This is a genomic window from Falsiruegeria sp. JB4-1, from assembly GCF_055693495.1.
The window spans coordinates 1,152,007-1,173,821 of record NZ_JBVFTZ010000001.1 but is presented as its reverse complement, the minus strand read 5'-3'; the positions used below and the strand labels follow the sequence as shown (position 1 = coordinate 1,173,821).

The window sequence follows — 21,815 nt, the reverse complement described above, 5'->3', positions numbered from 1 at the left end:
GATCATCACTATGGCAAACGTCGCATTTCTGGGCCTTGGGGTCATGGGTTATCCCATGGCGGGCCACCTGCAAGCCGCCGGGCATTCAGTCACTGTCTACAACCGTACCACTGCCAAGGCCGAAGCCTGGGCCGCCGAACACGGTGGCGCATTTGGGGCCACCCCGGCCGAAGCCGTCAAAGATGCCGATCTGGTCATGGCCTGCGTTGGCAACGATGATGACCTGCGCATGGTCTGCACCGGCGCAGAAGGGGCGTTCTCGGCCATGAAAGCGGGGGCGATCTTTGTCGATCACACCACTGTTTCAGCCAAGGTCACAAGCGAATTGGGTGATATCGCCACAGCGGCTGGCCTGTCCTTTGTCGACGCCCCGATCTCGGGCGGTCAGGCAGGGGCTGAAAACGGTGTGCTGTCGATCATGTGTGGCGGTGACCAAGCTGCCTACGACACCGCCCTGCCCGTGATGGAAGTCTATTCCAAAATCTGTCGCCGCATTGGCGAAGCAGGAGCCGGTCAACGTTGCAAAATGGCCAACCAGATCGCCATCGCAGGGCTTGTGCAAGGTCTGTCCGAGGCGCTGCATTTTGCCGAAAAGTCCGGTCTTGATGGCCGCGCCGTGGTCGAGGTGATCAGCCAGGGTGCTGCGGGTAGCTGGCAGATGGTGAACCGGCACGAGACGATGCTGGATGATCATTTCGACTATGGCTTTGCCGTCGATTGGATGCGCAAGGATCTGGGGATTTGTCTGGACGAGGCCGATGAAAACGGGGCTTCTCTGCCTGTCACTGCACTGGTCGATCAGTTCTACAAGGACGTGCAGAAAATGGGCGGTGGTCGCTGGGATACCTCATCGTTGTTCAAACGTCTGAAGGCGTTGGACTGAGAGCGGATCAGGGGGCGCTGCCCCCGTCGCTGTGCGACTCCCCGGAGTATTTTCAAAAGGGTGAAGTTGCCCAAGGAAGGCGCGAAATATGAGCGTGGATTTGGAATTTTGGGCGGCTGCCCTGCGCAAACATTGGGGTCATGAGGCCAAACTGGAACGGCTGGACGGTGAATACGACCTGAACTTTCTGGCGCGCGCCACCAATGGGCAGGACTATGTGCTCAAGGTCATGCGGGCGGGCTGTGCGTCCGATCTTGTCGACATGCAGGTCAAGGCTTTGGAGCACATCGCGGCGGCGGCACCTGGCCTGCCGTTCCCCAAGGTGTTCCCGACAATCGACGGAGCGTTGCTGCCAGAGATTGCCGATGAAAGCGGGCAGCCGCGTCTGGCTTGGCTGCTCGAACGGCTGCCGGGCGAGTGTTACGCCAAATCCAACCCAAAACCGCTGGACTTGATCGTCAAACTGGGTCGGGTTCTGGGCGCAACCGGACGGGCGCTCAAAGGGTTCGAGCACGACGGGCTTGCGCGGGAATTCAAGTGGGATCTGATGCAGGGCAGTTGGATCGCCGACAATCTGGATGCAGTCGAAGATCCGGCACGGCGGGCACTGTTGGGGGAGATCGCCGAGGTCTTTGCGACGATCAAGCCCGAGTTGGAGGCCCTGCCTAAACAAGCGATTCACAACGATGCCAATGACTACAACATTCTGGTCGAGGGCGAATTAGGCGCGCCCAAGCAGATTTCGGGCCTGATTGATCTGGGCGACATGTGCGCTGCGCCGCGCATCTGCGATCTGGCGATCTGTGGCGCCTACATTGTGCTGGATCATCCCAACCCCGAAGCCGCGTTAGGAGCCCTCGTACAAGGCTATCACGCATCCGGACGCCTGAGCGCGCAAGAGGTCGATCTGGTCTGGCCGCTTTTGCGGATGCGGCTGGCGGTGTCGGTGGTGAATTCGACCCTGATGGCGCGAGAAAACCCAGACGATCCTTACGTGACCATTTCTCAAGCCCCCGCATGGCGGTTCCTAGAGAATGACGCAGTCAACGGTGGCCTGATGTCGGCGCGACTGCGGGCGGCGTGTTACCTGCCCGTGACCGACGGGGCCGACCGAGTTCTTACTTATCTGGAGGAACATCGGGGCGAGTTTGCCGATCTCTTTGGTCGCGACCTGGCGGATGTGCCAATGGGTTCGCTCTCGGTCGAAAACTCGACCTGGCCGCAAAACCCGTTCCACATGCCACTGGACGAGGCGGCACGTGTGGGCGAGGAGTTTGGCCCCGATTGGTGGTTGGGCTATTACAGCGAACCGCGCCTGATCTATGCCGAACCGGGGTTCCGCAAGGGCCCGTGGAAGGCCAGCGACCGTCGCACTGTGCATCTGGCGGTTGATGTCTTTGCCCCGGCTGGCACGCCGCTTTATGCACCGATGAGCGCACGGGTTGAGGTCGTAGAAAACCGCACCGGGCATCTGGATTATGGCGGCGTTGTCATCCTGCATCACGAAACGCCCGAAGGTGACGCCTTCTACACGCTCTACGGTCATCTTGACCCCGAAGTTTGCGACCGTCTGAAACCGGGTGATCCGGTGGCGCGCGGGTCCGCCTTTGCGCGGCTGGGAGATCACACACAGAACGGCGGTTGGGCTCCACATGTGCATTTCCAACTGGCCCTGACGACTGACGGGATGGAGGACGACTGGCCCGGCGTGGGTGACCCGGATGAGATGTATCTGTGGCACGCCGTCTGCCCCAATCCGGCGGCAATGCTGAACCTGCCCGATGACAAAGTGTTCTTTCAGCCCACTGACAAAAGTGGCGTGTTGCAAGGGCGGCAGGACCATTTCGGCGGCAACCTGAGCCTGACCTATGACGATCCGGTCATGTTGGTGCGCGGCTGGAAACATCACCTGTTCGACGAATGGGGGCGGCCCTATCTGGATGCCTACAATAACGTTCCCCATGTTGGTCACGCCCATCCCCGCATTCAGGCGGTCGCAGCCGATCAGCTGAAACGCATGAACTCGAACACCCGTTATCTGCACCCGGCGCAAACGGCCTTTGCTGACAAGGTACTGTCGAAGATGCCGAACCATCTGGAGGTCTGTTTTTTCGTCAATTCCGGGACCGAGGCGAATGAATTGGCCTTGCGATTGGCGCGGGCACACACCGGCAAAAAGGGGATTGTGACCCCGGATCACGGCTATCACGGCAACAGCAACGCAGCTGTCGCGATCTCAGCCTACAAGTTCAACAAACCGGGTGGCATTGGTCAGGCCGATTGGGTCGAACTGGTCGAGGTGGCAGATGACTATCGCGGCAGCTTCAAGCGCGACGACCCGGATCGGGCCCAGAAGTTCGCCGATCTGGTCGATCCGGCCATTGCCGCGCTGCAGCAGCGCGGTCAAGGGTTGGCAGGGTTCATAGCCGAAACCTTCCCCTCGGTTGGGGGTCAGATCATCCCACCACAGGGTTATCTGCCTGCAGTTTATGAGAAGATCCGCGCCGCTGGCGGGGTTTGCATCGCAGATGAGGTGCAAACTGGACTGGGCCGTCTTGGAGAGCATTATTTCGGGTTCGAACACCAAGGCGCCCTGCCCGACATCGTGGTCATGGGCAAACCAATTGGCAACGGGCACCCTTTGGGTGTGCTGGTCACCACCAAAGAGATCGCCCAAAGCTTTGACAACGGAATCGAATTCTTTTCTACCTTTGGTGGCTCGACGCTGTCCTGCCGGATCGGCAAAGAGGTGCTGGACATCGTCGATGACGAAGGGTTGCAGGACAACGCCCACCGGATGGGCGACACTCTGATGACGGGCCTTAAGGTGCTTGAAGCCAAACATGGTTGTGTTGGAGATGTGCGAGGCATGGGGCTGTTCTTGGGCTTAGAGTTGATCAACACGGACGGGTCCGAAGGCACCGAAATCTGCAAATACGTCAAAAACCGGATGCGCGATCACCGCATCCTGATTGGCAGCGAGGGCCCCAAGGACAACATCCTGAAAATCCGCCCGCCTCTGACGATCGAAGAAGACGACGTCGAAATGATCCTTTTGACCTTAGATCAAGTGTTGCTAGAGGTGGGTGATTTTGCGCCCGCGCATGATCACGACTGTGGGCATGAACACCACCATCACGGCTGTTCTTGCTGCTGACGGAAATTGCCCCGACTCTGAGGGAGAGCCGGGGCAGGTATGACTTTTTGAAAAGGCTTTAATGCTGTCAGTGCAAAACTGATGGCGTTGGGGAACGTGTCACCCGCCCTTGCTGAAACGGAAGGGTCATGCGCCGCAGGGCCAGTCCAAATTGTTCTGACAAAGCCGCCAGAGACGGCGCAAAGTCGGGCCGCACGATCAGAGCGGCCATCATCATCGCGTCTTCGTGCTGGCCATCTGCTGCGGCACCGATCATCTGCGCAAAACAGCTTTCATCTGCACCCAGACAGGAACAACCCAATCCGTGCCGGATCAACGGGCGACGTCCATGCGAGGCACACAGCGAACAGATCTGCTCGAGATTGGACATCGCCGATTTGCCCAAACCCCGCCCCAAGGCAAGGTCGAAATCGCTGGCGGCATCGGCACGTGAATGCGCGCTGTCGCTCCACATCCGCAGATACATCACAGCGCCTGCTTCGACTGGGGCCAGGTCGGCGAGACGACCAACAGCCGCCCCGCCCCGAGGTGTGCCGCTCATTTCGTCAGGATCAACTTGCCGGCGCGGGTGATGCGCAGCGTGTACAGCTGATCGCCCAGTTCGATATGGGCCAGATTGCCCCCCTTGGTCAGTTCTTCGGCCTTGTGGGCGGGCAGCAGGGATACGGGGTAACCGACGGTCGGAGTAGAGGTTTGCGCGTTCATTGGATCATCTCCTGAGCTTTGGACTGGATGCGAGTGGTGGCTGGGACATTTGTCCGGGCTCGGGGAAACAGACATGTGAATTCAATGCTTTGCATGTAGCGAACCAGAGATCGGACTGGGTTGCGATGTTGGCTGACCCTTTGCAAAGCAGGTTGGCAAGATGGGTTGGCTGGTGTTGTTGATGTATAATCTGATAAAAATAGTAAGGTATGTCAAGCATGCAATTTTGCGTCTGCAGAATTATGCAGACGGGCGCACTTGCACTTGACCCTTGGCCCTGTCACTCAAGGCGGAAACGAAGGAGTTGGCCCATGACTGCAAGCATCGTCTTTGATCTGGATGGAACACTCGTAGACAGCGCGCCCGACATCGCCGCCGCCGTCAACGCCATGCTCGCGGACGAGGGTTACGAATCGCTGGACCTTGCGACAGTGATCTCATTTGTCGGAAATGGCCTGCCGCATCTGGTGAAACTGGTGATCCAGCACGTCGGATTGGACATGGGGCGCCACTCAGAACTGTCGGCAGCAACTCTGGCGCATTACAACCGCGCCTCAACTGCTTTGACGGTAGTTTACCCCGGCATCATCAGGGTGCTTGAAACACTCCAGGCGCGCGGCCTCAAAATGGGTCTTTGTACCAATAAACCCGAAGCACCGGCCCGCCATGTGCTGGACGCACTTGATCTGGCGCGGTTCTTTGACGTGGTGATCGGCGGCGACAGCCTGCGCCAACGCAAACCGGACCCGGCGCCGTTGCACGCCACATTCGACGCCTTGGGAGCCGCGCAACGGATCTATGTCGGCGACAGCGAGGTCGACGCCGAAACCGCACATCGCGCAGGTGTTCCGTTTCTTCTGTTCACCAAAGGCTATCGCAAGACGCCGGTGGATCAGCTGCCTCACCATACCACCTATGATGACAGCGACGGACTGCTCACCGCCATAGATCAACTGCTCGGCAGCTGAGCCTCGATTCTGCCCGCGGATGTCATCGGGCCAGGGAACCGATTTGCCCAACCGTTGGATGTGAACAACAGTGCCCTTGCTTGTCAGCCGCAACTCGACCCCGCAATGTGCAGTGATCTCATAACTCACGCTGGATCGCCCCAAACGCGTGGGCGTCAGGCGGAAATCCAGCACATCACCATGCAGGCTGGGTGCTGTGAAGTTGGCTGAAATCTCGACCGTTGGCGCGCCGTTTTCTTTGACCAGCGCCTCGAACGGGGTTCCGAGCGACTGCGCGAACCAATCTTCGACCACATCGTTGATCATCTCGAAATAACGCGGAAAGAACACGATCCCTGCAGGGTCGCAATGTTTGAACCGAACCGGGATCTGGACGTCAAAGGCCAAGGGGCTGCTCCTATCTGTTTGCGCGCACTGTCGGGTGTTTCTCGCGGGGGCTCAAGAGGCCGCGGTCAAAGTGCGCCAAGCGGTCGCCAACCCGGCGCGTGTCACACGCGGCTCATCCGCCAAGGCTGCTGGGGCACCTTGAGCCGACAGGGCATCGACATAGAGCTGCGCCAGCTCGCCCTCGCCCACCACTGCCAATTGCTGACCCAGCCAGAACGGACGCGCCGCCGCCAGTTCCGCGCCGATCAACCCGCCGAGCAGACGCGCGCGGGCAATCTCGGGTTCCAGCCCGTCCAGCACAGACTCGGCATGAATGGAATGAACGCGCGCCATGACGCGCTCGGGCTTGGCGATGGCATCGTCGACCGACTCGGCAAAAGTCGCGCTATCCACACGGGCCGCACGCGCATCAGGCACAGCGCGATCCAGCAAGGTGGCCGCGACCACGCCGGTCATGAAGGTCTGAAAGCTCACGATCTCTCCGGCGCTGACATGGATCCAGCGGCTGTATTCACCGGGGATACAGATCACCCCGTCCCAATCAGCGTTCAGCGCCAGAAACCCAGCCACGCGGGTCTCATCGCCCTGCATCAGGTCGACCGGCTGCTTCTGACGTAAGCCCGAGACCCCGCGCAGGCGCACCCGCGCATCGCCGATATCCACCGACCACGCCCCGTCTGACAGCGGCTCGCAAGGCACCAAAGCACCCACCGGACCGAGCGTGCCACAAGTCATCACATCGATCGCCCTGTCTGACAAAAAACCTGAGATCAACCCGAGCAATGCCTCGGCTGGGCGCGAGGCATCAACCGAACCAACCTGAGTGACCGTGTCCAGAACCGTATCGCCACGCATAGCCCAGGCCCGTCTGCGCACAGGCGTCCAATCAACTGCGATCCATTCGGGCGAGGTATCCATGTCTGCTCCTGCTTTGCGGTCAATGTGCCATAACGGATTCCGTGCTGGCCTGCCACAAGCCAACCAAACCAATCCAATTGGTCTGGTCAGATTTTGCCCTTTTGGCCGTTCTGCACAACCAAATGGCAGCGCTATCCTATCTCAAACACAGCAACGCCCGGACTCTGTCATGACCCAGCAAGCCAAAATCCTCCCCAGCGTCTGTCCGCTGGATTGCCCCGACACTTGCAGCCTGAACATCACTGTCGAGGCTGACCAGATCACGCAGGTGAAAGGCTCGGGAGCGAACCCCTATACCGCCGGAGTGATCTGCAACAAGGTCGCGCGGGCCTATCCTGATTTCGTGCATGGGGACAAACGCCTGACCCACCCGATGAAACGCTCTGGCCCGCGCGGCAGTGGTCAGTTTGAGCGCATCAGTTGGGACGACGCCCTGGATATCATTCATGACAAGTTTTCTGCAGCCATTGCCGAGCATGGGCCGCAGTCGATCCTGCCGTTCAACTATGCGGGTCCGCATGGGGAACTTGCAGGCGGCTCGATGGACCGGCGGTTCTTCTACAAACTCGGCGCATCCTTGCTCAATCGCGGCCCGTTGTGTGGTGCGGTGCGCGGCACTGCTTACAGCAGTCTCTACGGCGCGGCTCCGGGCATGCCGCCCGAACAGGCGGTGCATGCCGATCTGATCCTGGTCTGGGGCAACAACGTCACGGTGTCGAACCTGCACATGACGCGTGTGTTGAAAGAGGCGCGTAGCAAAGGTGCCCGCGTTGTGGTCATCGACCCCAAGCGGATCAAACAGGCCGAACAGGCCGATATGCACGTCCATATCCATCCCGGCACCGACGTGATCCTTGCCATGGCTCTGGCCGCTGAACTTGAGCGGCGGGACGCATTGGATACGGCTTTCATCGCCGAATGGACTGTGGGTTTTGATGCCTACATGGAACAGGCGCGCAGCTATTCAGTCGAAGACGTCGAAACGATTTGCCACGTCCCTGTGGGCCAGTTCCACCAATTGGCCGATTGGATCATGGCCGCGGGCAAGATGGCCACCTCGCTTGGCAACGGGATGGAGCGTGGGCGCTCCGGCGGTTCCGGCCTGCGGTCGGCGATGGCGCTGCAGGCGTTAACTGGTCAGCATGGGCGCTTGGGCGCAGGCGTGATTGCGAAATCCGGCCTTTCGGTGCCCAAGACCACGGACATTCTGCAAGGATCACATCTGATCCCTGAAGGGACGCGGGTGTTCAACATCGTGGACATTGCGGAAAAGCTGCAGGACGAGACACTGGACCCACCGATCAAGGCGACGATGATCTACAACCACAACCCGGTGGCGACCCACCCCGATCAGGCAAACATGATCAAGGCGCTGATGTGCGAGGATCTGTTTGTGGCGGGCTGCGATGTGGCAATGACCGACAGCATGATGCTGTGCGACGTGATCCTGCCCGCCTGCACTCATTTCGAACATGACGACATCTTTGGCGCCTATGGGCAGAACTATCTGCAACGGGCGGCTCCGGTCATTCCTCCGGTCGGGGAGAGCCTGCCCAACACTGAAATCTTCCGGCGCCTTGCGTCAAAATTCGGTTTTGACGGGCCAGAGTTCCTGGCCAGTGACCGCGATCTGATGGATCAGGCGATGGATCGCTCCCATCCGCAACTAAACGGCCAACGTCCCAGCGAAATCGCAGTAGATCGTGCCATCGGCATGAAGACCCAAGATGGTGCCGACATGATCATGTGCGACACCGTCCACCCCGCCACGCCAAGCGGCAAGATTGAACTGTTCAGCCAAAATCTGCAAGACCGGTTTGGCTATGGCGTGCCGCGTTATGAACCGGTCCCGCAAGACCATCGCTTTGCCCTGATCACACCATCCTCGGCCAAGCGTACCAACGCCACCTTTGGCGGACATGCCGACAGCCTTGGACCCGAAGTGGTCGAGATGAACCCCGCAGACGCCCAGGAACTAGGCCTGCAGGACGGGGCAGAGGTTATGGTGTTCAACGGGCAAGGAGAGGTGAGTTTCACACTTTCCGTCACGGACGCCACCCGCCCCGGTGTGCTGTACAGCCCGAAGGGCACATGGCGGGCCACATCAAAAACCGGCCTGACCGCCAACGCGCTGATCCCGGCAGGCATCCGCACCGATATCGAAGACGGCGCCTGTTACAACGAAACCTTTGTGGATGTGAGATTAAGCTGAGCACTATTTGCCCAGCTCCCTGCCTGGCGAGATTTTCGATGGTCCGAAGATCTCGCCTTTTTTATCACGACATCAAAGCACCCAAGGACTGTCGCTGTTTCCCCTGCTCATCGAAATTCTCGGGTGCAAGCCACGCGTTGAATCCCACCTCAATTTGCGGCCAATCTCGGTCCAGGATCGAATACCATGCGGTATCCCTGTTCCTTCCTTTGTAGACCAGCGCCTGTTCGAATGTGCCGTCATAAGTAAAGCCCAACCGCTCTGCCGCGCGCTTGGAAGGAGCATTCAAGTCGTCGCATTTCCATTCGTAGCGGCGATAACCCAGCTCGGAAAACACACGTTTCATCATCAAGAACATCGCCTCGGTGGCGATCGGCGTCCGCTGCAGGAGTGGAGAGAATGCTATGAACCCCACTTCGATCGTACCAGCCTGCGGCGCGATGCGCAAAAAGCTGGCCACACCAACCGCCCGTCCGCTGCGCACATCAATGATGGTGTGAAACAGCGGATCAAGACTGATCGCTGCGTCGGCCAGCCAGGCGTCAAACCCGGCACGATCGTCCACAAAGGGACCAACCGGCATATAAGTCCAAAGCTGCCCTGTCTCATCATGGCTATAGGCGCCGAACAGGTCCGCACCGTGCCGTTCGGGGTTCAGACACTCAACCCGGCAGAACCGCCCTTCCATTGGCGCATCGCCGGGCTTGTCGCATCCGGCCCAGTTCGGCACCGAAGCGCCGATGGGTTGACCGTGTTCATTCATCCGCTGCGTCATGACGCTCTCCGTTTCTTAGTGCCAACTGCGGGTTTGCACCACATTCGGCGCGCCGTTAATGTCCAAAGAATAACGATTTGAGCAGACCAATTCGATGACCCAAACACCCGCCATCGCCTTTTCCATCGACCGCGAGGCCCGCACGCCCGTGTTCGAGCAGATCTGCGACCACATCCGCCAAAGGGTCACGCGGGGCGAGCTGCTGCATGGTGCGCGCCTGCCTGCGACCCGCGCTTTGGCAACGGAACTGGGGGTGTCGCGTTCAACTGTCGTGACTGCGTACGAGCAATTGGTGGCCGAAGGCTATCTGAGCAGCCTGCAAGGTTCCGGCTATACCATCCGCGCCATGGAAGGCGTTGAGTTCACTGCCCCCAACCCGGCGCCCACCCGCACGACACGATCTGAGGCCGCGCCCACCCGCCTGCCCTTTGCGCCGGGTTATCCCGACATGCGGCTGTTTCCCTATCGGCAATGGGCCAAGTCGGTGGCGCGGGTCTGCCGCACCAATCCGCAGGCCATGCTGTTGGGCGGCGCGGCCTTTGGCAATTTCGAACTGCGTCAGGCCATCGCCGGGCACGTTGCCGAGTGGCGCGGGATCACGGCCGACCCGGCACAGATCATTGTCACCGCAGGCTCGGCAGACGCGCTGGAGATTTGCACCAGAACGCTGGCCCAGCGTGGTGAGGGCATCGGACTGGAAAACCCCTGTTACCCGCCCCTTCGCCGCTTTGCAGATGCACGCGGACTGGTGACGCATTTCCTGCCCGTCGACGAGCATGGTGCGCAACTCCCCCGTCCGGAACAGGACGTTCGTCTGGCCGTGCTGACCCCCTCGCATCAGTTTCCGCTGGGGGGAGCCATGTCACCGGACCGGCGGCAAGCCTTTATCACATGGGCCGATCGCACCGGCGGCTGGATCATCGAAGACGACTATGACAGCGAGTTTCGCTATGCCGGACGTCCAATCCCAGCGATGGCGGGGTTCGACCGGTTGAACCGCACGATCTATGTCGGCAGCTTCTCCAAGATCTTCTCGAATACTCTGCGTCTTGGCTATCTGATCGTCCCGCAGGCGTTGACGGATCACTTCCGCACTTCGCTCGAACACTTCGGCCTGCACGCCAGTTACATGCCGCAGCAGGCCTTGGCCGAGTTCATTCGCGACGGCGAGTTCTATCGACATCTGCGCCGCGTGCGCCGCACCTACGACGAACGGCGCAAGTACCTGCTTGACCGGCTGTCACGGGACTTTTCCGATGTGGGGCGACTGGTGGATCATCAGGCAGGAATGCAGGTGGCTTTTCACCTGCGTGACGGGCTCAACGACACGACGCTGGCAACGCGCGCGCACAAGCTGGGCTTGAATGTCGACACCCTGTCGCACTTCTGCGCAGATGGCGCAGACTATAATGGTTTCCTTCTGGGGTACTGCGGCTTTTCCATCGAAGAACTGGAAGAGGCCCTCAGCCGTCTTGAACAGATATTCGACCCTTTACACCGGAGCCGCTGATGCAGACCCGTCGTTTCATGCAAGTTGATGTGTTCACACCCACTCCGACCCAAGGCAACGGGCTGGCGGTTGTGCTGGATGGGGATGGGCTGAGCGATCAACAGATGCAGGATTTTGCCACCTGGACCAACTTGGCCGAGACCACGTTTATTCAGACCGCAACTTCGCCGGGTGCAGATTATCGCCTTCGCATCTTTTCGCTGTCAGGTGAGATGCTCTTTGCAGGCCACCCCACGTTGGGCAGTTGTGCGGCCTGGCTCGCCGCAGGGGGTACGCCGAAACGCGCAGGTATCGTTGTGCAAGAGTGCGGCGTTGGCCTGGTCGAGATTGACCAGACTGGCGAGATGCCCGCCTTTGCGGCCCCTACAACCGCGGTGGGCACACTAGCTCCGGAACAGGTGGACTGCATCTGCGATGCACTTGCCCTGCCTCGCGACCGGATCACCCGCACCGCGCTGCTGAACAATGGCCCCACGTGGCAGGTGATCGAATTGCAAAACGCCGCGGACGTGCTGGCGGTGAAACCATTCACCACGCGCGGACCCGAGTTTCGCGGCGTTGCTTTGATTGGAGCGGGAGGCGAAGCAGACGTTGAAGTGCGCAACCTTGGCCCTGCAAGTACCATGAGCGAGGACCCGATCACCGGATCGCTGAACGCCGCCCTTGCTTGCTGGAAATATGAATCCGGCGATTGGACCGGACCAAAAGTGATCGCACAAGGCACATGCATCGGTCGCACCGGTCGCGTCTATGCGGACTATCGCGATGGCATCGTCTGGATCGGCGGACAAAGCCACACTCTGATCAACGGCACCGTCACCCTGTAACTCAGCCCTCCAACGAGACCCAAAGAACAGTTGCGTCCTCTTCGCTTGTCGAGACACAGCCGTGGCCCATGCCGCTGTCATAGTAAACGGAATCCCCAGCCTTCATCTTCAGCGGCCGGTAGTGCTCGGTAAAAAGTGTCAGCTCGCCGCCCAGAACAAACATGAACTCTTCACCCCGGTGTCGCACCCAGCTTTCAAACTCGGTCACATCGCGGGCCTTGATCGTGCTGATATAGGGCACCATGCGTTTGCTGGTCAGCTCGCTGCACAACAACTCATGATCATAGGTTGGGGTTTCCTTGTGCTCGCCCTGCCCCTTGCGGGTGAAATCACGGCGGCCGGAGATATCGCTTTGCGCGGATTGCACAAACAACTGCGGTGTTTCCAGCTCCAGCGTCTGCATCAGGCGGCGGATGATCTCGAAACTGGGGCGGGTCTGATTGTTTTCGATCTTGGATAGGGTCGATCGCCCAATGGCCGCTGCCTTGGCCGCCTCTTCCAGCGTCAGGCCCTTTTCCTTGCGGGCATCGCGAATCATTTTGCCCAGAACTTCGCCATCCGGGGCCTCGTTTGCCTCGGCTGCAATGCCGCTCTCTTCTAGTTGAACTGGTTCCATCCGCCCATTTTTCCTGTTTTCCGCAGAGCTTAGCCACGACCTAGTTCATAGTCAAAATTTCTCAACAATAGTTTTTGTTGCTTAAAGGGGAAAAGTTTCCTAAAGGAGTCACAACGCAGCGTACAGGCGCATTCGGCGACAATCCGCTACGCGCCATCTCGGGGAGGAGACAGCCATGAGCGCATTTGATCTGATCGTGATCGGTGGTGGTCCGGGCGGCTATGTCGCCGCTATCCGCGCGGCTCAGTTGGGCCTGTCAGTCGCCTGTGTTGAAGGGCGCGGCGCCTTGGGCGGCACTTGCCTGAACGTCGGTTGCATCCCCTCGAAAGCCTTGTTGACCTCCTCGGCCAAGTTTGCCGAACTCTCCCATGTCTCCTCACACGGCATCTCGGTCGAGGGGGCCAGCATTGATCTGAGCGCCATGATGGGGCGCAAGGACAAGGTGGTGGGCGATCTGACCAAAGGGATCGCATTCCTGTTCAAGAAGAACGGCGTTGAACACATCGAAGGCTGGGCCAGCATCCCCGCCCCTGGTCAGGTCAAGGTTGGCGACGACCTGTATGAAGCCAAGAACATCCTGATCGCCACGGGTTCCGAACCGACCCCGCTGCCGGGTGTCGAGATCGACGAGGTTGATGTGGTCAGTTCAACCGGCGCACTGGCGCTGGATGCAGTGCCAGAGCATCTGGTCGTCGTGGGCGCAGGCGTCATCGGTCTGGAACTGGGTCAGGTCTGGGCACGGCTGGGTGCCAAGGTCACAGTTGTTGAATTCCTCGATCGTATCCTGCCCGGCATCGACGGCGAGATCGCCAAGCTGTCGCAGCGCGCATTGTCCAAGCGGGGGCTGAAGTTCCAGCTGGGCCGTGCGGTCAAGACCGTTGAAAAAACCGACACCGGCCTATCGCTGACCGTCGAGCGCGTCGGTAAGGACAAAGTCGAGCAGATCGAAGCCGATAAGGTGCTGATCGCCATCGGTCGCCGCCCCGTCACCCGTGGTCTGGGCCTCGAAGCCTTGGGTATCGCGGTCAACACGCGCGGCTTCATCGAGGTCGACGGCACGTTCCAGACCTCGGTCCCCGGCATCTATGCCATCGGCGACTGTGTTCCTGGACCGATGCTGGCGCACAAAGCCGAAGAGGACGGCGTCGCCTGCGTCGAAACCCTTGCCGGTCAGCACGGTCACGTCGATTACAACACTGTACCCGGTGTCGTGTATACTGACCCCGAGGTCGCCTCAGTCGGGCAGACCGAAGAGGCGCTGAAAGAAGCGGGCATAGATTATCTCAGCGGCAAGTTTGCGTTCATGGCGAACTCGCGCGCACGCTCGACCGGCGAAACCGACGGTGCGGTCAAGGTTCTGGCCACACTCGACGGCCAAATTCTGGGCGCGCACATCTGCGGCGCACACGGCGGCGATCTGATCGCTGAACTGGTGCTGGCCATGACCAAAGGGGCTACCGTCGAAGAGGTCGCGCGCACTTGCCACGCTCACCCGGCGATGGGTGAAGCAGTGAAAGAAGCCTGCCTTGACGCGCTTGGTCGCGCCATTCACGCATAAGGGGAACCGCCAGATGACCATCCAGCTTCGCCACCCCGAGAAATCCAAGAAAGCCGACAGCGTGATCCCGCGCAAGCCCAAGTGGATCCGCAAGAAAAAGATCGAAAGTGCCGAGTATTACGAAACCCGCCGCCTGATGCGCGATCATGGGCTGACCACGGTGTGCGAAGAGGCTGCCTGCCCCAATATTGGCGAGTGCTGGTCGCAGCGCCACGCCACCATGATGATCATGGGCGAGACCTGTACCCGCGGCTGTTCCTTCTGCAACGTCGCCACCGGCCGTCCCGACGCGCTGGATGTGTTTGAGCCCGGTCGCGTTGCGCAGGCGGTCAAGAAACTGGGCCTGCGCCATGTGGTGATCACCTCGGTCGACCGCGACGATCTTGATGATGGCGGCGCTGAGCACATCGCGCAAACCATCCGCGCCGTGCGCCACCAGACACCAGCGACCACCATCGAAGTGCTGACCCCCGATTTCCTGGGCAAAGGCGACGCCGCGCAGGCCGTGTTCGACGCCGCGCCGGATGTGTTCAACCACAACCTTGAAACCGTGCCGCACCTGTACCCGCGTGTGCGCCCCGGCGCTCGCTATTACACGTCGTTGCGCCTGCTGGATGACGCCAAACGCGCCAACCCGCAGGTCTTTACCAAATCCGGCCTGATGGTCGGACTGGGTGAAACAATGAACGATGTGCGTCAGGTCATGGATGACCTGCGCGCGGCTGGGGTCGATTTTCTGACCGTCGGCCAATACCTACAGCCCACCCCCAAACATCACCCGATCGACCGGTTCTGGACGCCAGAGGAGTTCGCCCAGCTGGAACAGATCGCAAAGGGAAAAGGCTTCCTCGGCGTATCCGCAACGCCGTTGACCAGATCCTCGTTCCACGCGGACGAAGATTTTGCCGCCTTGAAACAAGCTCGTCTGACGGCACTCGCCTGAAGCGGTCGAAGATCAAGGCAAATTACCAGACGCAAATGGGAGGGAAACCATGGAAGCGTTAAGTTCAATCGTAGGAGCCATCAATGGCGTCGTGTGGGGGCCGCTGATGCTGGTCCTCATCCTCGGCGTTGGCTTCTTCTTGCAGGTCGGCCTGAAATTCATGCCGATCCTGAAACTGGGCACGGGCTTCAGCCTGCTGTTCAAAGGCCGTGAAGGCCAAGGCGAAGGCCAGATCAGCCCGTTCAACGCGCTGATGACCTCGCTGTCGGCCACCATCGGCACAGGAAACATCGCCGGTGTTGCCACCGCTGTCTTCCTGGGCGGTCCGGGCGCCTTGTTCTGGATGTGGATGACCGCCCTGGTGGGCATGGCCACCAAATATGCCGAAGCCGTTTGTGCCGTGAAGTACCGCGAGACAGATGAGCTGGGCAACTTTGTTGGTGGTCCGATGTACTACATCAAAAACGGCCTCGACTCGAAGTGGTACTTCCTGGCCCCTGCGTTTGCCCTGTTCGGCGCGATTGCCGCGTTCGGCATCGGCAACGGCGTGCAGGCCAACGGTGTGGCACAGGTTCTGGACAGCAACTTTGGCGTCAACACATCCGTAACCGGCGTTGTTCTGATGGTCCTGACCGCAGCCGTTATTCTGGGCGGCATCACGCGCATCGGTGCTGTGGCTGGTAAACTGGTGCCCTTCATGGCCGTCAGCTACATTATCGCAGGTCTGCTGGTTCTGCTGATCAACATCGGCGCCATCGGCGACGCGATCAGCCTGGTGTTCACCCACGCCTTCACCCCATCCGCTGCCGAAGGTGGCTTTGCCGGTGCAGCCGTATGGGCCGCGATCCGCTTTGGTGTGGCCCGTGGTGTCTTCTCGAACGAAGCTGGTCTTGGTTCCGCTCCGATTGCACACGCTGCCGCGTCGACTGCTGGTCCTGTGAATCAGGGTCTGGTGGCAATGCTGGGTACGTTCATAGACACCATCATCGTCTGCTCGATCACCGGTTTGGCCATCATCGCCTCTGGCGCATGGCTCAGCGGTGAAAGCGGTGCGGCCCTGACCTCGCTGGCCTTTGAAACCTCGCTGCCGGGTATCGGTGGTGCACTGATCGCTATCGCTCTGTCGATCTTTGCCTTCACCACCATCCTGGGCTGGTCGTTCTACGGCGAAAAATGCGTGGGCTTCTTCTTTGGCGCTCGTGCGCTGATGCCCTACCGCGTGCTGTGGATCGTCGCGATCTACTTTGGCGCAACCGCCGATCTGGGCTTTGTCTGGCTGCTGGCGGACACGCTGAACGCCATGATGGCGATCCCGAACCTGATCGCTCTGGCCCTTCTGAGCCCGATTGTCTTCAAGCTGACCAAAGAATTCTTCGCCTCTGGCGGAGCCTCGGAAAGCGGCGACAGCACGGCTGCTGAGTAACCCAAACTTTTGAGAGGGCCGTTCCATGGCCCTCTCATCCCCAAACAGATTTCTTGCCTCGTGAGGAGACGACAGATGGCTACGAAAATCCTGCTTCCGATCGACCACACCGATGACCGGTCCTGGAAAAAAGCTCTGGCGACGGCGCTGGAACAGGCCAAGTTCTATGGCGCAGAACTGCACGCCGTCGAGGTCATCCCCGAGATCATCCAGCTGCCCAACCTGCCCGAAGGGTACGGCTCAGGCGCCAAGGACTTTGTCCGCGGCAAAGTCGAGGCCATCCTGGCCGCAAATGACGCCGCCCATGTGCCAGTGCACATCGAAGAAGGCAGCGTTTACCGCGAAATCCTCAAGCTTGCCCACAAGGACGGCTATGACATGATCGTCATGGCATCGGCCAAGGGTGACTTCCCGAATTATGAAATTGGTCCGAACCTGGCCCGGGTGGTGCGCAACGCGCATTGCACCGTTATGGTCGTCCGTGACTGATCCCGACCCGTCAACTGAAAGGCACCTGTCATGACCGACGCGCCCAAACGCACTCCTCTTTACGATCTGCACGTCGAACTCGGCGGCAAGATGGTCGATTTCGCCGGCTGGGAAATGCCCGTCCAATACCCCATGGGAATCATGGGCGAGCACAACCACACCCGCGCCAAGGCCGGACTTTTCGATGTCAGCCACATGGGTCAGGTGATCCTTAAGGGCGACAATGTCGGCCAAGAGCTCGAGAAGATCTGCCCGCAGGCCTACGCAACCTTGAAAGAGGGAAAAGCGCGCTACGGCTTCTTCACCAACGAAGAAGGCGGCATCATGGACGACCTGATCGTGTCCAACGCAGGCAGCTATTGGTTTGTGGTTGTAAACGCTGCCCTGCGTCACCAGGACATCCCGCATATGATCGAGAACCTCGAAGGCGTCGAGGTGACCGAGATCTTTGATCGCGCTCTGGTCGCTGTACAGGGGCCATCAGCCGAAGACGTGGTCGGAGCACTTTGCCCCGAGGCACGCGACATGAAGTTCATGGAAACCATCATGGCGGACATCATGGGCGCCACCTGCCGCGTCTCACGTCTGGGCTATACCGGCGAAGACGGTTACGAAATCTCGATCCCCGAAGACAAGGCCGTCGAAATCACACGCGCCTTCCTGGCACATGACGACTGCGAGCCTGCGGGTTTGGGCGCACGCGACAGCCTGCGGCTTGAAGCCGGTCTGTGCCTTTACGGAAATGACATCGACCAATCGACCTCACCTGTCGAGGCATCGCTGGGCTGGGCCATGCAAAAGCGCCGCAAGGAAGAAGGCGGGTTCCCCGGAGCCGCGCGCATCCAAAAGGAACTGGCCGAAGGCGCCGCCAAGAAACTGGTTGGCATCAAACCGACAGGCCGCGCCCCTGCCCGTCAACATGTTGAAATCCAATGCCTTGAAGGCAATACTATCGGTGAAATCACCTCGGGCGGTTTTGGTCCCACCGTCGGTGGACCGGTGGCCATGGGTTATGTCTCGGCGGGCCACGGTGAGCCGGGCGAGAAGGTCAACCTGATCATTCGCGGCAAGGTTCAACCTGCCGAAATCGTATCGCTGCCCTTCGTGCAGCAAAACTACAAACGCTAAACAAAGGGCAACTAGAACATGGCTATCTATTATTCCGAAGAGCACGAATGGGTTCTGGTCGAAGGCGACACAGCCACCATCGGCATCACACAGCACGCCGCTGACCAGCTGGGCGAGATCGTTTTTGTCGAGCAGAAGGAAGAAGGCGACGAGTTCGAGAAGGGCGACGAAATCGGCGTGATCGAATCCGTCAAGGCCGCCTCGGAAATCTATGCCCCCGTCGACGGCGAAGTTGTCGCTGTGAACGGCGATCTGGAAGAGAACCCCGGCAAGCTGAACGAAAGCCCCGAGGGCGATGCCTGGATCTACAAGATCAAACTGTCGGACGCCTCGCAGCTTGAAGATCTGATGGATCTGGACGGCTACAAAGCCCTGATCGGCTAAGTCTTCATTTGCCAAAAACGCCCGGCGGCTGACCGCCGGGCCGGACATTTGACCTCAGGAGCGCTGAAATGGCCTTCAAACTCACCGATTACGAAGCTTACGATTTCGCCAATCGCCGCCACATTGGCCCGTCGCCTGCCGAAATGCGCGACATGCTCAAGGTGATCGGCTTCAAAACCCTGGACGAGCTGATCGACGCCACTGTCCCCCCCGCGATCCGCCAGAAAGAGGCGCTCGATTGGGGCCCAGCGATGACCGAGCGGGACGCGCTCTTCCACATGAAAGAGATCGCGAGCAAGAACAAAGTTCTGACCTCGCTGATCGGTCAGGGCTATTACGGCACCACCACACCGGCGCCGATCCTGCGCAACATTCTGGAAAACCCGGCGTGGTACACGGCCTATACCCCCTACCAGCCCGAGATTTCCCAGGGCCGCCTTGAGGCGCTGTTGAACTTCCAGACCATGGTCAGCGACCTGACCGGGTTGGACGTGGCGAACGCCTCGCTTCTGGACGAAGCCACCGCAGCTGCCGAAGCCATGGCAATGGCAAAACGCGGCGGCCGCTCCAAAGCCAACAACGCGGCCTTCTTTGTCGACAAGAACTGTCACCCGCAGACCATCGCCGTGATCAAAACCCGCGCCGAGCCCTTGGGCATCGACGTGCAGGTTGCCGATCCTGCTGAGCTGGAAGCAGGTGCCGTCTTTGGCGCAATCTTCCAGTATCCGGGCACCAATGGTCACGTGCAGGACTTTACCAGCCAGATCGCCGCGCTGCATGAAAACAAGGCCATCGCCATTGTTGCCGCCGACATCCTGTCGCTAGCCCTGTTGAAATCGCCCGGTGAAATGGGCGCGGATATCGCCATCGGCTCGACCCAGCGTTTCGGTGTTCCCATGGGCTACGGCGGCCCCCACGCCGCGTACATGGCGACCACCGACAAGCTGAAGCGCGCGATGCCGGGCCGGATCATCGGTGTGTCCATCGACAGCCGTGGCAACAAGGCATACCGCCTTGCCCTGCAAACCCGCGAGCAGCACATCCGCCGTGAAAAAGCGAACTCGAACGTCTGTACCGCTCAGGCGCTTCTGGCCGTGATTGCATCCATGTACGCCGTTTATCACGGTCCCGATGGCATCAAGGCGATTGCTCAGTCGGTGCACCGCAAAACCTCGCGTCTGGCCAATGGTCTGGAAGCAGCAGGTTTCGCCGTCGAACCCGAAGTGTTCTTTGACACCATCACCGTCGAAGTCGGCCACCTGCAAACCGTCGTGATGGAGGCTGCCGTTTCCCGTGGCGTCAACCTGCGCAAAGTGGGCGAGACCAAGGTTGGCATTTCGCTGGACGAACAAACCCGTCCGGAAACCATCGAAGCGGTTTGGGCTGCCTTTGGCATCGACCGCAAAGACGATAGTTCGGAAAAGCACTATCGCCTGCCTGATTACGCGCTGCGTGAAAGCGAATATCTGACCCACCCGATCTTCCACAAGAACCGGGCCGAGGCCGAGATCACCCGCTACATGCGCCGTCTGGCCGACCGCGATCTGGCGCTGGACCGTGCAATGATCCCGCTGGGGTCCTGCACCATGAAGCTGAACGCAACGATCGAAATGATCCCGGTCACCTGGCCGGAATTCGGCAACCTGCACCCGTTCTGCCCCGAAGATCAGGCGCAGGGCTATCACCAGATGATCGACGATCTCAACGACAAGCTCTGCCAGATCACTGGTTATGACGCGATTTCCCAGCAGCCCAACTCGGGTGCGCAGGGTGAATACGCGGGCCTGCTGACGATCCGCAACTATCACTTCGCCCGCGGCGAAGGGCACCGGAACGTTTGCCTGATCCCGACATCGGCGCACGGCACCAACCCGGCGTCGGCGCAGATGGTGGGCTGGAAGGTTGTTCCGATCAAAGCGGATGACAACGGCAACATCGATCTGGTGGATTTCCGCGAGAAGGCTGAAAAACACTCGAACGAGCTGGCGGGCTGCATGATCACATACCCCTCGACCCACGGCGTCTTTGAGACCACCGTGCAAGAGGTCTGTGACATCACGCACGAGCATGGCGGTCAGGTCTATATCGACGGGGCCAACATGAACGCCATGGTGGGTCTGTCGCGTCCGGGTGACATTGGCGGCGACGTCAGCCACCTGAACCTGCACAAGACTTTCTGCATCCCGCATGGCGGTGGCGGCCCCGGCATGGGTCCGATCGGCGTCAAGGCGCACCTGACCGAACACCTGCCGGGTCACCCGGAATACGGCACCGCCGTGGGTCCGGTTTCTGCGGCGCCCTTCGGCTCGCCGTCGATCCTTCCTGTCTCGTGGGCCTATGTGCTGCTGATGGGTGGTGCAGGTCTGACGCAAGCGACGAAGGTGGCCATCCTGAACGCCAACTACATCGCCGCGCGTCTGAAGGATTCCTATCCGATCCTCTACACCTCGGAAACGGGCCGTGTTGCGCATGAATGTATCCTGGACACCCGCCCGCTGAACGACGAAGCCCACGTTTCTGTGGACGACGTTGCCAAGCGTCTGGTGGACTCGGGCTTCCACGCGCCGACCATGTCCTGGCCGGTGGCCGGCACGCTGATGGTGGAACCCACGGAATCCGAGCCGATGGCAGAACTGGACCGCTTCTGCGATGCCATGATCTCGATCCGTCAGGAAGCGCAGGACATCATCGACGGCAAGATCGACGCGGAAAACAACCCGCTGAAGAACGCGCCGCACACGGTGCGTGATCTGGTGGGTGAATGGGATCGTCCTTACACCCGCGAGCAGGCTTGTTTCCCTCCGGGCAATTTGGGCGTGGACAAGTACTGGCCCGTCGTCAACCGGGTCGACAATGCCTATGGCGACCGCAACCTGATCTGCACCTGCCCCCCCATGTCGGACTACGAAGACGACGCCTGATCCAACACAGG

18 protein-coding genes and 1 pseudogene are annotated in these 21,815 nt (G+C 60.0%); 13 read left to right on the top strand and 6 right to left on the bottom strand.

Annotated elements, in window-relative coordinates; all coding sequences use genetic code 11:
• Positions 1–4: 4 nt before the first annotated feature.
• Both ACZ1HE_RS06025 and ACZ1HE_RS06020 read left to right on the top strand, forming a co-directional pair.
• Positions 5–883, top strand: a complete 879-nt coding sequence (locus tag ACZ1HE_RS06025) for an NAD(P)-dependent oxidoreductase (RefSeq protein WP_472624371.1) — start codon at positions 5–7, stop codon at positions 881–883.
• Positions 884–971: 88 nt separating this feature from the next.
• The gene (locus ACZ1HE_RS06020; RefSeq protein ID WP_472619970.1) at positions 972–4,040 is read left to right on the top strand and encodes an aminotransferase class III-fold pyridoxal phosphate-dependent enzyme; all 3,069 of its coding nucleotides are present in this window, start codon (positions 972–974) and stop codon (positions 4,038–4,040) included.
• 67 nt (positions 4,041–4,107) lie between these two features.
• Here the strand turns inward: ACZ1HE_RS06020 and ACZ1HE_RS06015 are convergent, their stop codons facing one another.
• Both ACZ1HE_RS06015 and hemP read right to left on the bottom strand, forming a co-directional pair.
• Positions 4,108–4,581, bottom strand: a complete 474-nt coding sequence (locus tag ACZ1HE_RS06015) for a hypothetical protein (protein WP_472619969.1) — start codon at positions 4,579–4,581, stop codon at positions 4,108–4,110.
• The gene (hemP, locus tag ACZ1HE_RS06010) at positions 4,578–4,745 is read right to left on the bottom strand and encodes a hemin uptake protein HemP (protein ID WP_472619968.1); all 168 of its coding nucleotides are present in this window, start codon (positions 4,743–4,745) and stop codon (positions 4,578–4,580) included. Before hemP ends, ACZ1HE_RS06015 begins: the two co-directional genes overlap by 4 nt.
• 311 nt (positions 4,746–5,056) lie before the next feature.
• Here hemP and gph point away from each other — a divergent pair, with 311 nt between their 5' ends.
• On the top strand, positions 5,057–5,713 hold the full coding sequence (gph, locus tag ACZ1HE_RS06005; protein ID WP_472619967.1) for a phosphoglycolate phosphatase: 657 nt from the start codon (positions 5,057–5,059) through the stop codon (positions 5,711–5,713).
• 75 nt (positions 5,714–5,788) lie between these two features.
• On the opposite strand, the pseudogene ACZ1HE_RS06000 reads toward gph, so the two are convergent.
• Together ACZ1HE_RS06000 and ACZ1HE_RS05995 are read right to left on the bottom strand one after the other, a co-directional pair.
• A pseudogene (locus tag ACZ1HE_RS06000) lies at positions 5,789–6,019 on the bottom strand (hotdog domain-containing protein); the annotation flags it as partial.
• Positions 6,020–6,151: 132 nt separating this feature from the next.
• Positions 6,152–7,018, bottom strand: a complete 867-nt coding sequence (locus tag ACZ1HE_RS05995; protein ID WP_472619966.1) for a 2-dehydro-3-deoxygalactonokinase — start codon at positions 7,016–7,018, stop codon at positions 6,152–6,154.
• A 169-nt stretch (positions 7,019–7,187) separates the two neighbouring features.
• Between ACZ1HE_RS05995 and ACZ1HE_RS05990 the strand changes: the two genes are divergently transcribed.
• Complete coding sequence (locus tag ACZ1HE_RS05990) at positions 7,188–9,230, top strand: molybdopterin-dependent oxidoreductase (RefSeq protein ID WP_472619965.1); 2,043 nt, start codon at positions 7,188–7,190, stop codon at positions 9,228–9,230.
• 64 nt (positions 9,231–9,294) lie between these two features.
• Here ACZ1HE_RS05990 and ACZ1HE_RS05985 read toward each other — a convergent pair whose 3' ends face one another.
• Complete coding sequence (locus ACZ1HE_RS05985) at positions 9,295–10,005, bottom strand: GNAT family N-acetyltransferase (protein WP_472619964.1); 711 nt, start codon at positions 10,003–10,005, stop codon at positions 9,295–9,297.
• Positions 10,006–10,099: 94 nt separating this feature from the next.
• On the opposite strand from ACZ1HE_RS05985, the gene pdxR reads away from it, so the two are divergent.
• Positions 10,100–11,515: a MocR-like pyridoxine biosynthesis transcription factor PdxR gene (pdxR, locus tag ACZ1HE_RS05980; protein ID WP_472619963.1), complete on the top strand. Its 1,416-nt coding sequence runs from the start codon at positions 10,100–10,102 to the stop codon at positions 11,513–11,515.
• Positions 11,515–12,342: a PhzF family phenazine biosynthesis protein gene (locus ACZ1HE_RS05975; protein ID WP_472619962.1), complete on the top strand. Its 828-nt coding sequence runs from the start codon at positions 11,515–11,517 to the stop codon at positions 12,340–12,342. The genes pdxR and ACZ1HE_RS05975 overlap by 1 nt, the downstream gene beginning before the upstream one ends.
• 1 nt (position 12,343) lies before the next feature.
• Here the strand turns inward: ACZ1HE_RS05975 and ACZ1HE_RS05970 are convergent, their stop codons facing one another.
• Positions 12,344–12,958 carry a helix-turn-helix domain-containing protein gene (locus ACZ1HE_RS05970; protein ID WP_472619961.1) on the bottom strand — a complete coding sequence of 205 codons (615 nt, stop codon included), beginning with the start codon at positions 12,956–12,958 and terminating at the stop codon, positions 12,344–12,346.
• Positions 12,959–13,133: 175 nt separating this feature from the next.
• Here ACZ1HE_RS05970 and lpdA point away from each other — a divergent pair, with 175 nt between their 5' ends.
• The 7 genes from lpdA (at position 13,134) to gcvP (ending at position 21,804) form a co-directional block, all read left to right on the top strand.
• On the top strand, positions 13,134–14,516 hold the full coding sequence (lpdA, locus tag ACZ1HE_RS05965) for a dihydrolipoyl dehydrogenase (RefSeq protein ID WP_472619960.1): 1,383 nt from the start codon (positions 13,134–13,136) through the stop codon (positions 14,514–14,516).
• A 13-nt stretch (positions 14,517–14,529) separates the two neighbouring features.
• Positions 14,530–15,459 carry a lipoyl synthase gene (gene lipA / locus ACZ1HE_RS05960; protein WP_472619959.1) on the top strand — a complete coding sequence of 310 codons (930 nt, stop codon included), beginning with the start codon at positions 14,530–14,532 and terminating at the stop codon, positions 15,457–15,459.
• A 49-nt stretch (positions 15,460–15,508) separates the two neighbouring features.
• Entirely contained in the window at positions 15,509–16,882 is a 1,374-nt protein-coding gene (locus ACZ1HE_RS05955; RefSeq protein ID WP_472619958.1) for an alanine/glycine:cation symporter family protein, read from the top strand.
• Between the two features lie 75 nt (positions 16,883–16,957).
• Complete coding sequence (locus tag ACZ1HE_RS05950; protein ID WP_472619957.1) at positions 16,958–17,371, top strand: universal stress protein; 414 nt, start codon at positions 16,958–16,960, stop codon at positions 17,369–17,371.
• 30 nt (positions 17,372–17,401) lie between these two features.
• Positions 17,402–18,499: a glycine cleavage system aminomethyltransferase GcvT gene (gene gcvT / locus ACZ1HE_RS05945; protein WP_472619956.1), complete on the top strand. Its 1,098-nt coding sequence runs from the start codon at positions 17,402–17,404 to the stop codon at positions 18,497–18,499.
• An 18-nt stretch (positions 18,500–18,517) separates the two neighbouring features.
• Complete coding sequence (gene gcvH, locus ACZ1HE_RS05940; RefSeq protein ID WP_472619955.1) at positions 18,518–18,883, top strand: glycine cleavage system protein GcvH; 366 nt, start codon at positions 18,518–18,520, stop codon at positions 18,881–18,883.
• 68 nt (positions 18,884–18,951) lie between these two features.
• Positions 18,952–21,804 carry an aminomethyl-transferring glycine dehydrogenase gene (gene gcvP / locus ACZ1HE_RS05935; RefSeq protein WP_472619954.1) on the top strand — a complete coding sequence of 951 codons (2,853 nt, stop codon included), beginning with the start codon at positions 18,952–18,954 and terminating at the stop codon, positions 21,802–21,804.
• Positions 21,805–21,815 lie beyond the last annotated feature (11 nt).

What these genes read in the sequence shown, in the direction of transcription:
- gph (WP_472619967.1), top strand. Translation starts at nt 5,057, where the DNA reads ATGACTGCAAGCATCGTCTTTGATCTGGATGGAACACTCGTAGACAGC.
- lpdA (WP_472619960.1), top strand. Translation starts at nt 13,134, where the DNA reads ATGAGCGCATTTGATCTGATCGTGATCGGTGGTGGTCCGGGCGGCTAT.
- pdxR (WP_472619963.1), top strand. Translation starts at nt 10,100, where the DNA reads ATGACCCAAACACCCGCCATCGCCTTTTCCATCGACCGCGAGGCCCGC.
- ACZ1HE_RS06015 (WP_472619969.1), bottom strand. Translation starts at nt 4,581, where the DNA reads ATGAGCGGCACACCTCGGGGCGGGGCGGCTGTTGGTCGTCTCGCCGAC.
- ACZ1HE_RS05985 (WP_472619964.1), bottom strand. Translation starts at nt 10,005, where the DNA reads ATGACGCAGCGGATGAATGAACACGGTCAACCCATCGGCGCTTCGGTG.
- ACZ1HE_RS05975 (WP_472619962.1), top strand. Translation starts at nt 11,515, where the DNA reads ATGCAGACCCGTCGTTTCATGCAAGTTGATGTGTTCACACCCACTCCG.
- ACZ1HE_RS06020 (WP_472619970.1), top strand. Translation starts at nt 972, where the DNA reads ATGAGCGTGGATTTGGAATTTTGGGCGGCTGCCCTGCGCAAACATTGG.
- hemP (WP_472619968.1), bottom strand. Translation starts at nt 4,745, where the DNA reads ATGAACGCGCAAACCTCTACTCCGACCGTCGGTTACCCCGTATCCCTG.
- lipA (WP_472619959.1), top strand. Translation starts at nt 14,530, where the DNA reads ATGACCATCCAGCTTCGCCACCCCGAGAAATCCAAGAAAGCCGACAGC.
- gcvT (WP_472619956.1), top strand. Translation starts at nt 17,402, where the DNA reads ATGACCGACGCGCCCAAACGCACTCCTCTTTACGATCTGCACGTCGAA.
- ACZ1HE_RS05970 (WP_472619961.1), bottom strand. Translation starts at nt 12,958, where the DNA reads ATGGAACCAGTTCAACTAGAAGAGAGCGGCATTGCAGCCGAGGCAAAC.
- ACZ1HE_RS05950 (WP_472619957.1), top strand. Translation starts at nt 16,958, where the DNA reads ATGGCTACGAAAATCCTGCTTCCGATCGACCACACCGATGACCGGTCC.
- gcvH (WP_472619955.1), top strand. Translation starts at nt 18,518, where the DNA reads ATGGCTATCTATTATTCCGAAGAGCACGAATGGGTTCTGGTCGAAGGC.
- ACZ1HE_RS05995 (WP_472619966.1), bottom strand. Translation starts at nt 7,018, where the DNA reads ATGGATACCTCGCCCGAATGGATCGCAGTTGATTGGACGCCTGTGCGC.
- gcvP (WP_472619954.1), top strand. Translation starts at nt 18,952, where the DNA reads ATGGCCTTCAAACTCACCGATTACGAAGCTTACGATTTCGCCAATCGC.
- ACZ1HE_RS05990 (WP_472619965.1), top strand. Translation starts at nt 7,188, where the DNA reads ATGACCCAGCAAGCCAAAATCCTCCCCAGCGTCTGTCCGCTGGATTGC.
- ACZ1HE_RS05955 (WP_472619958.1), top strand. Translation starts at nt 15,509, where the DNA reads ATGGAAGCGTTAAGTTCAATCGTAGGAGCCATCAATGGCGTCGTGTGG.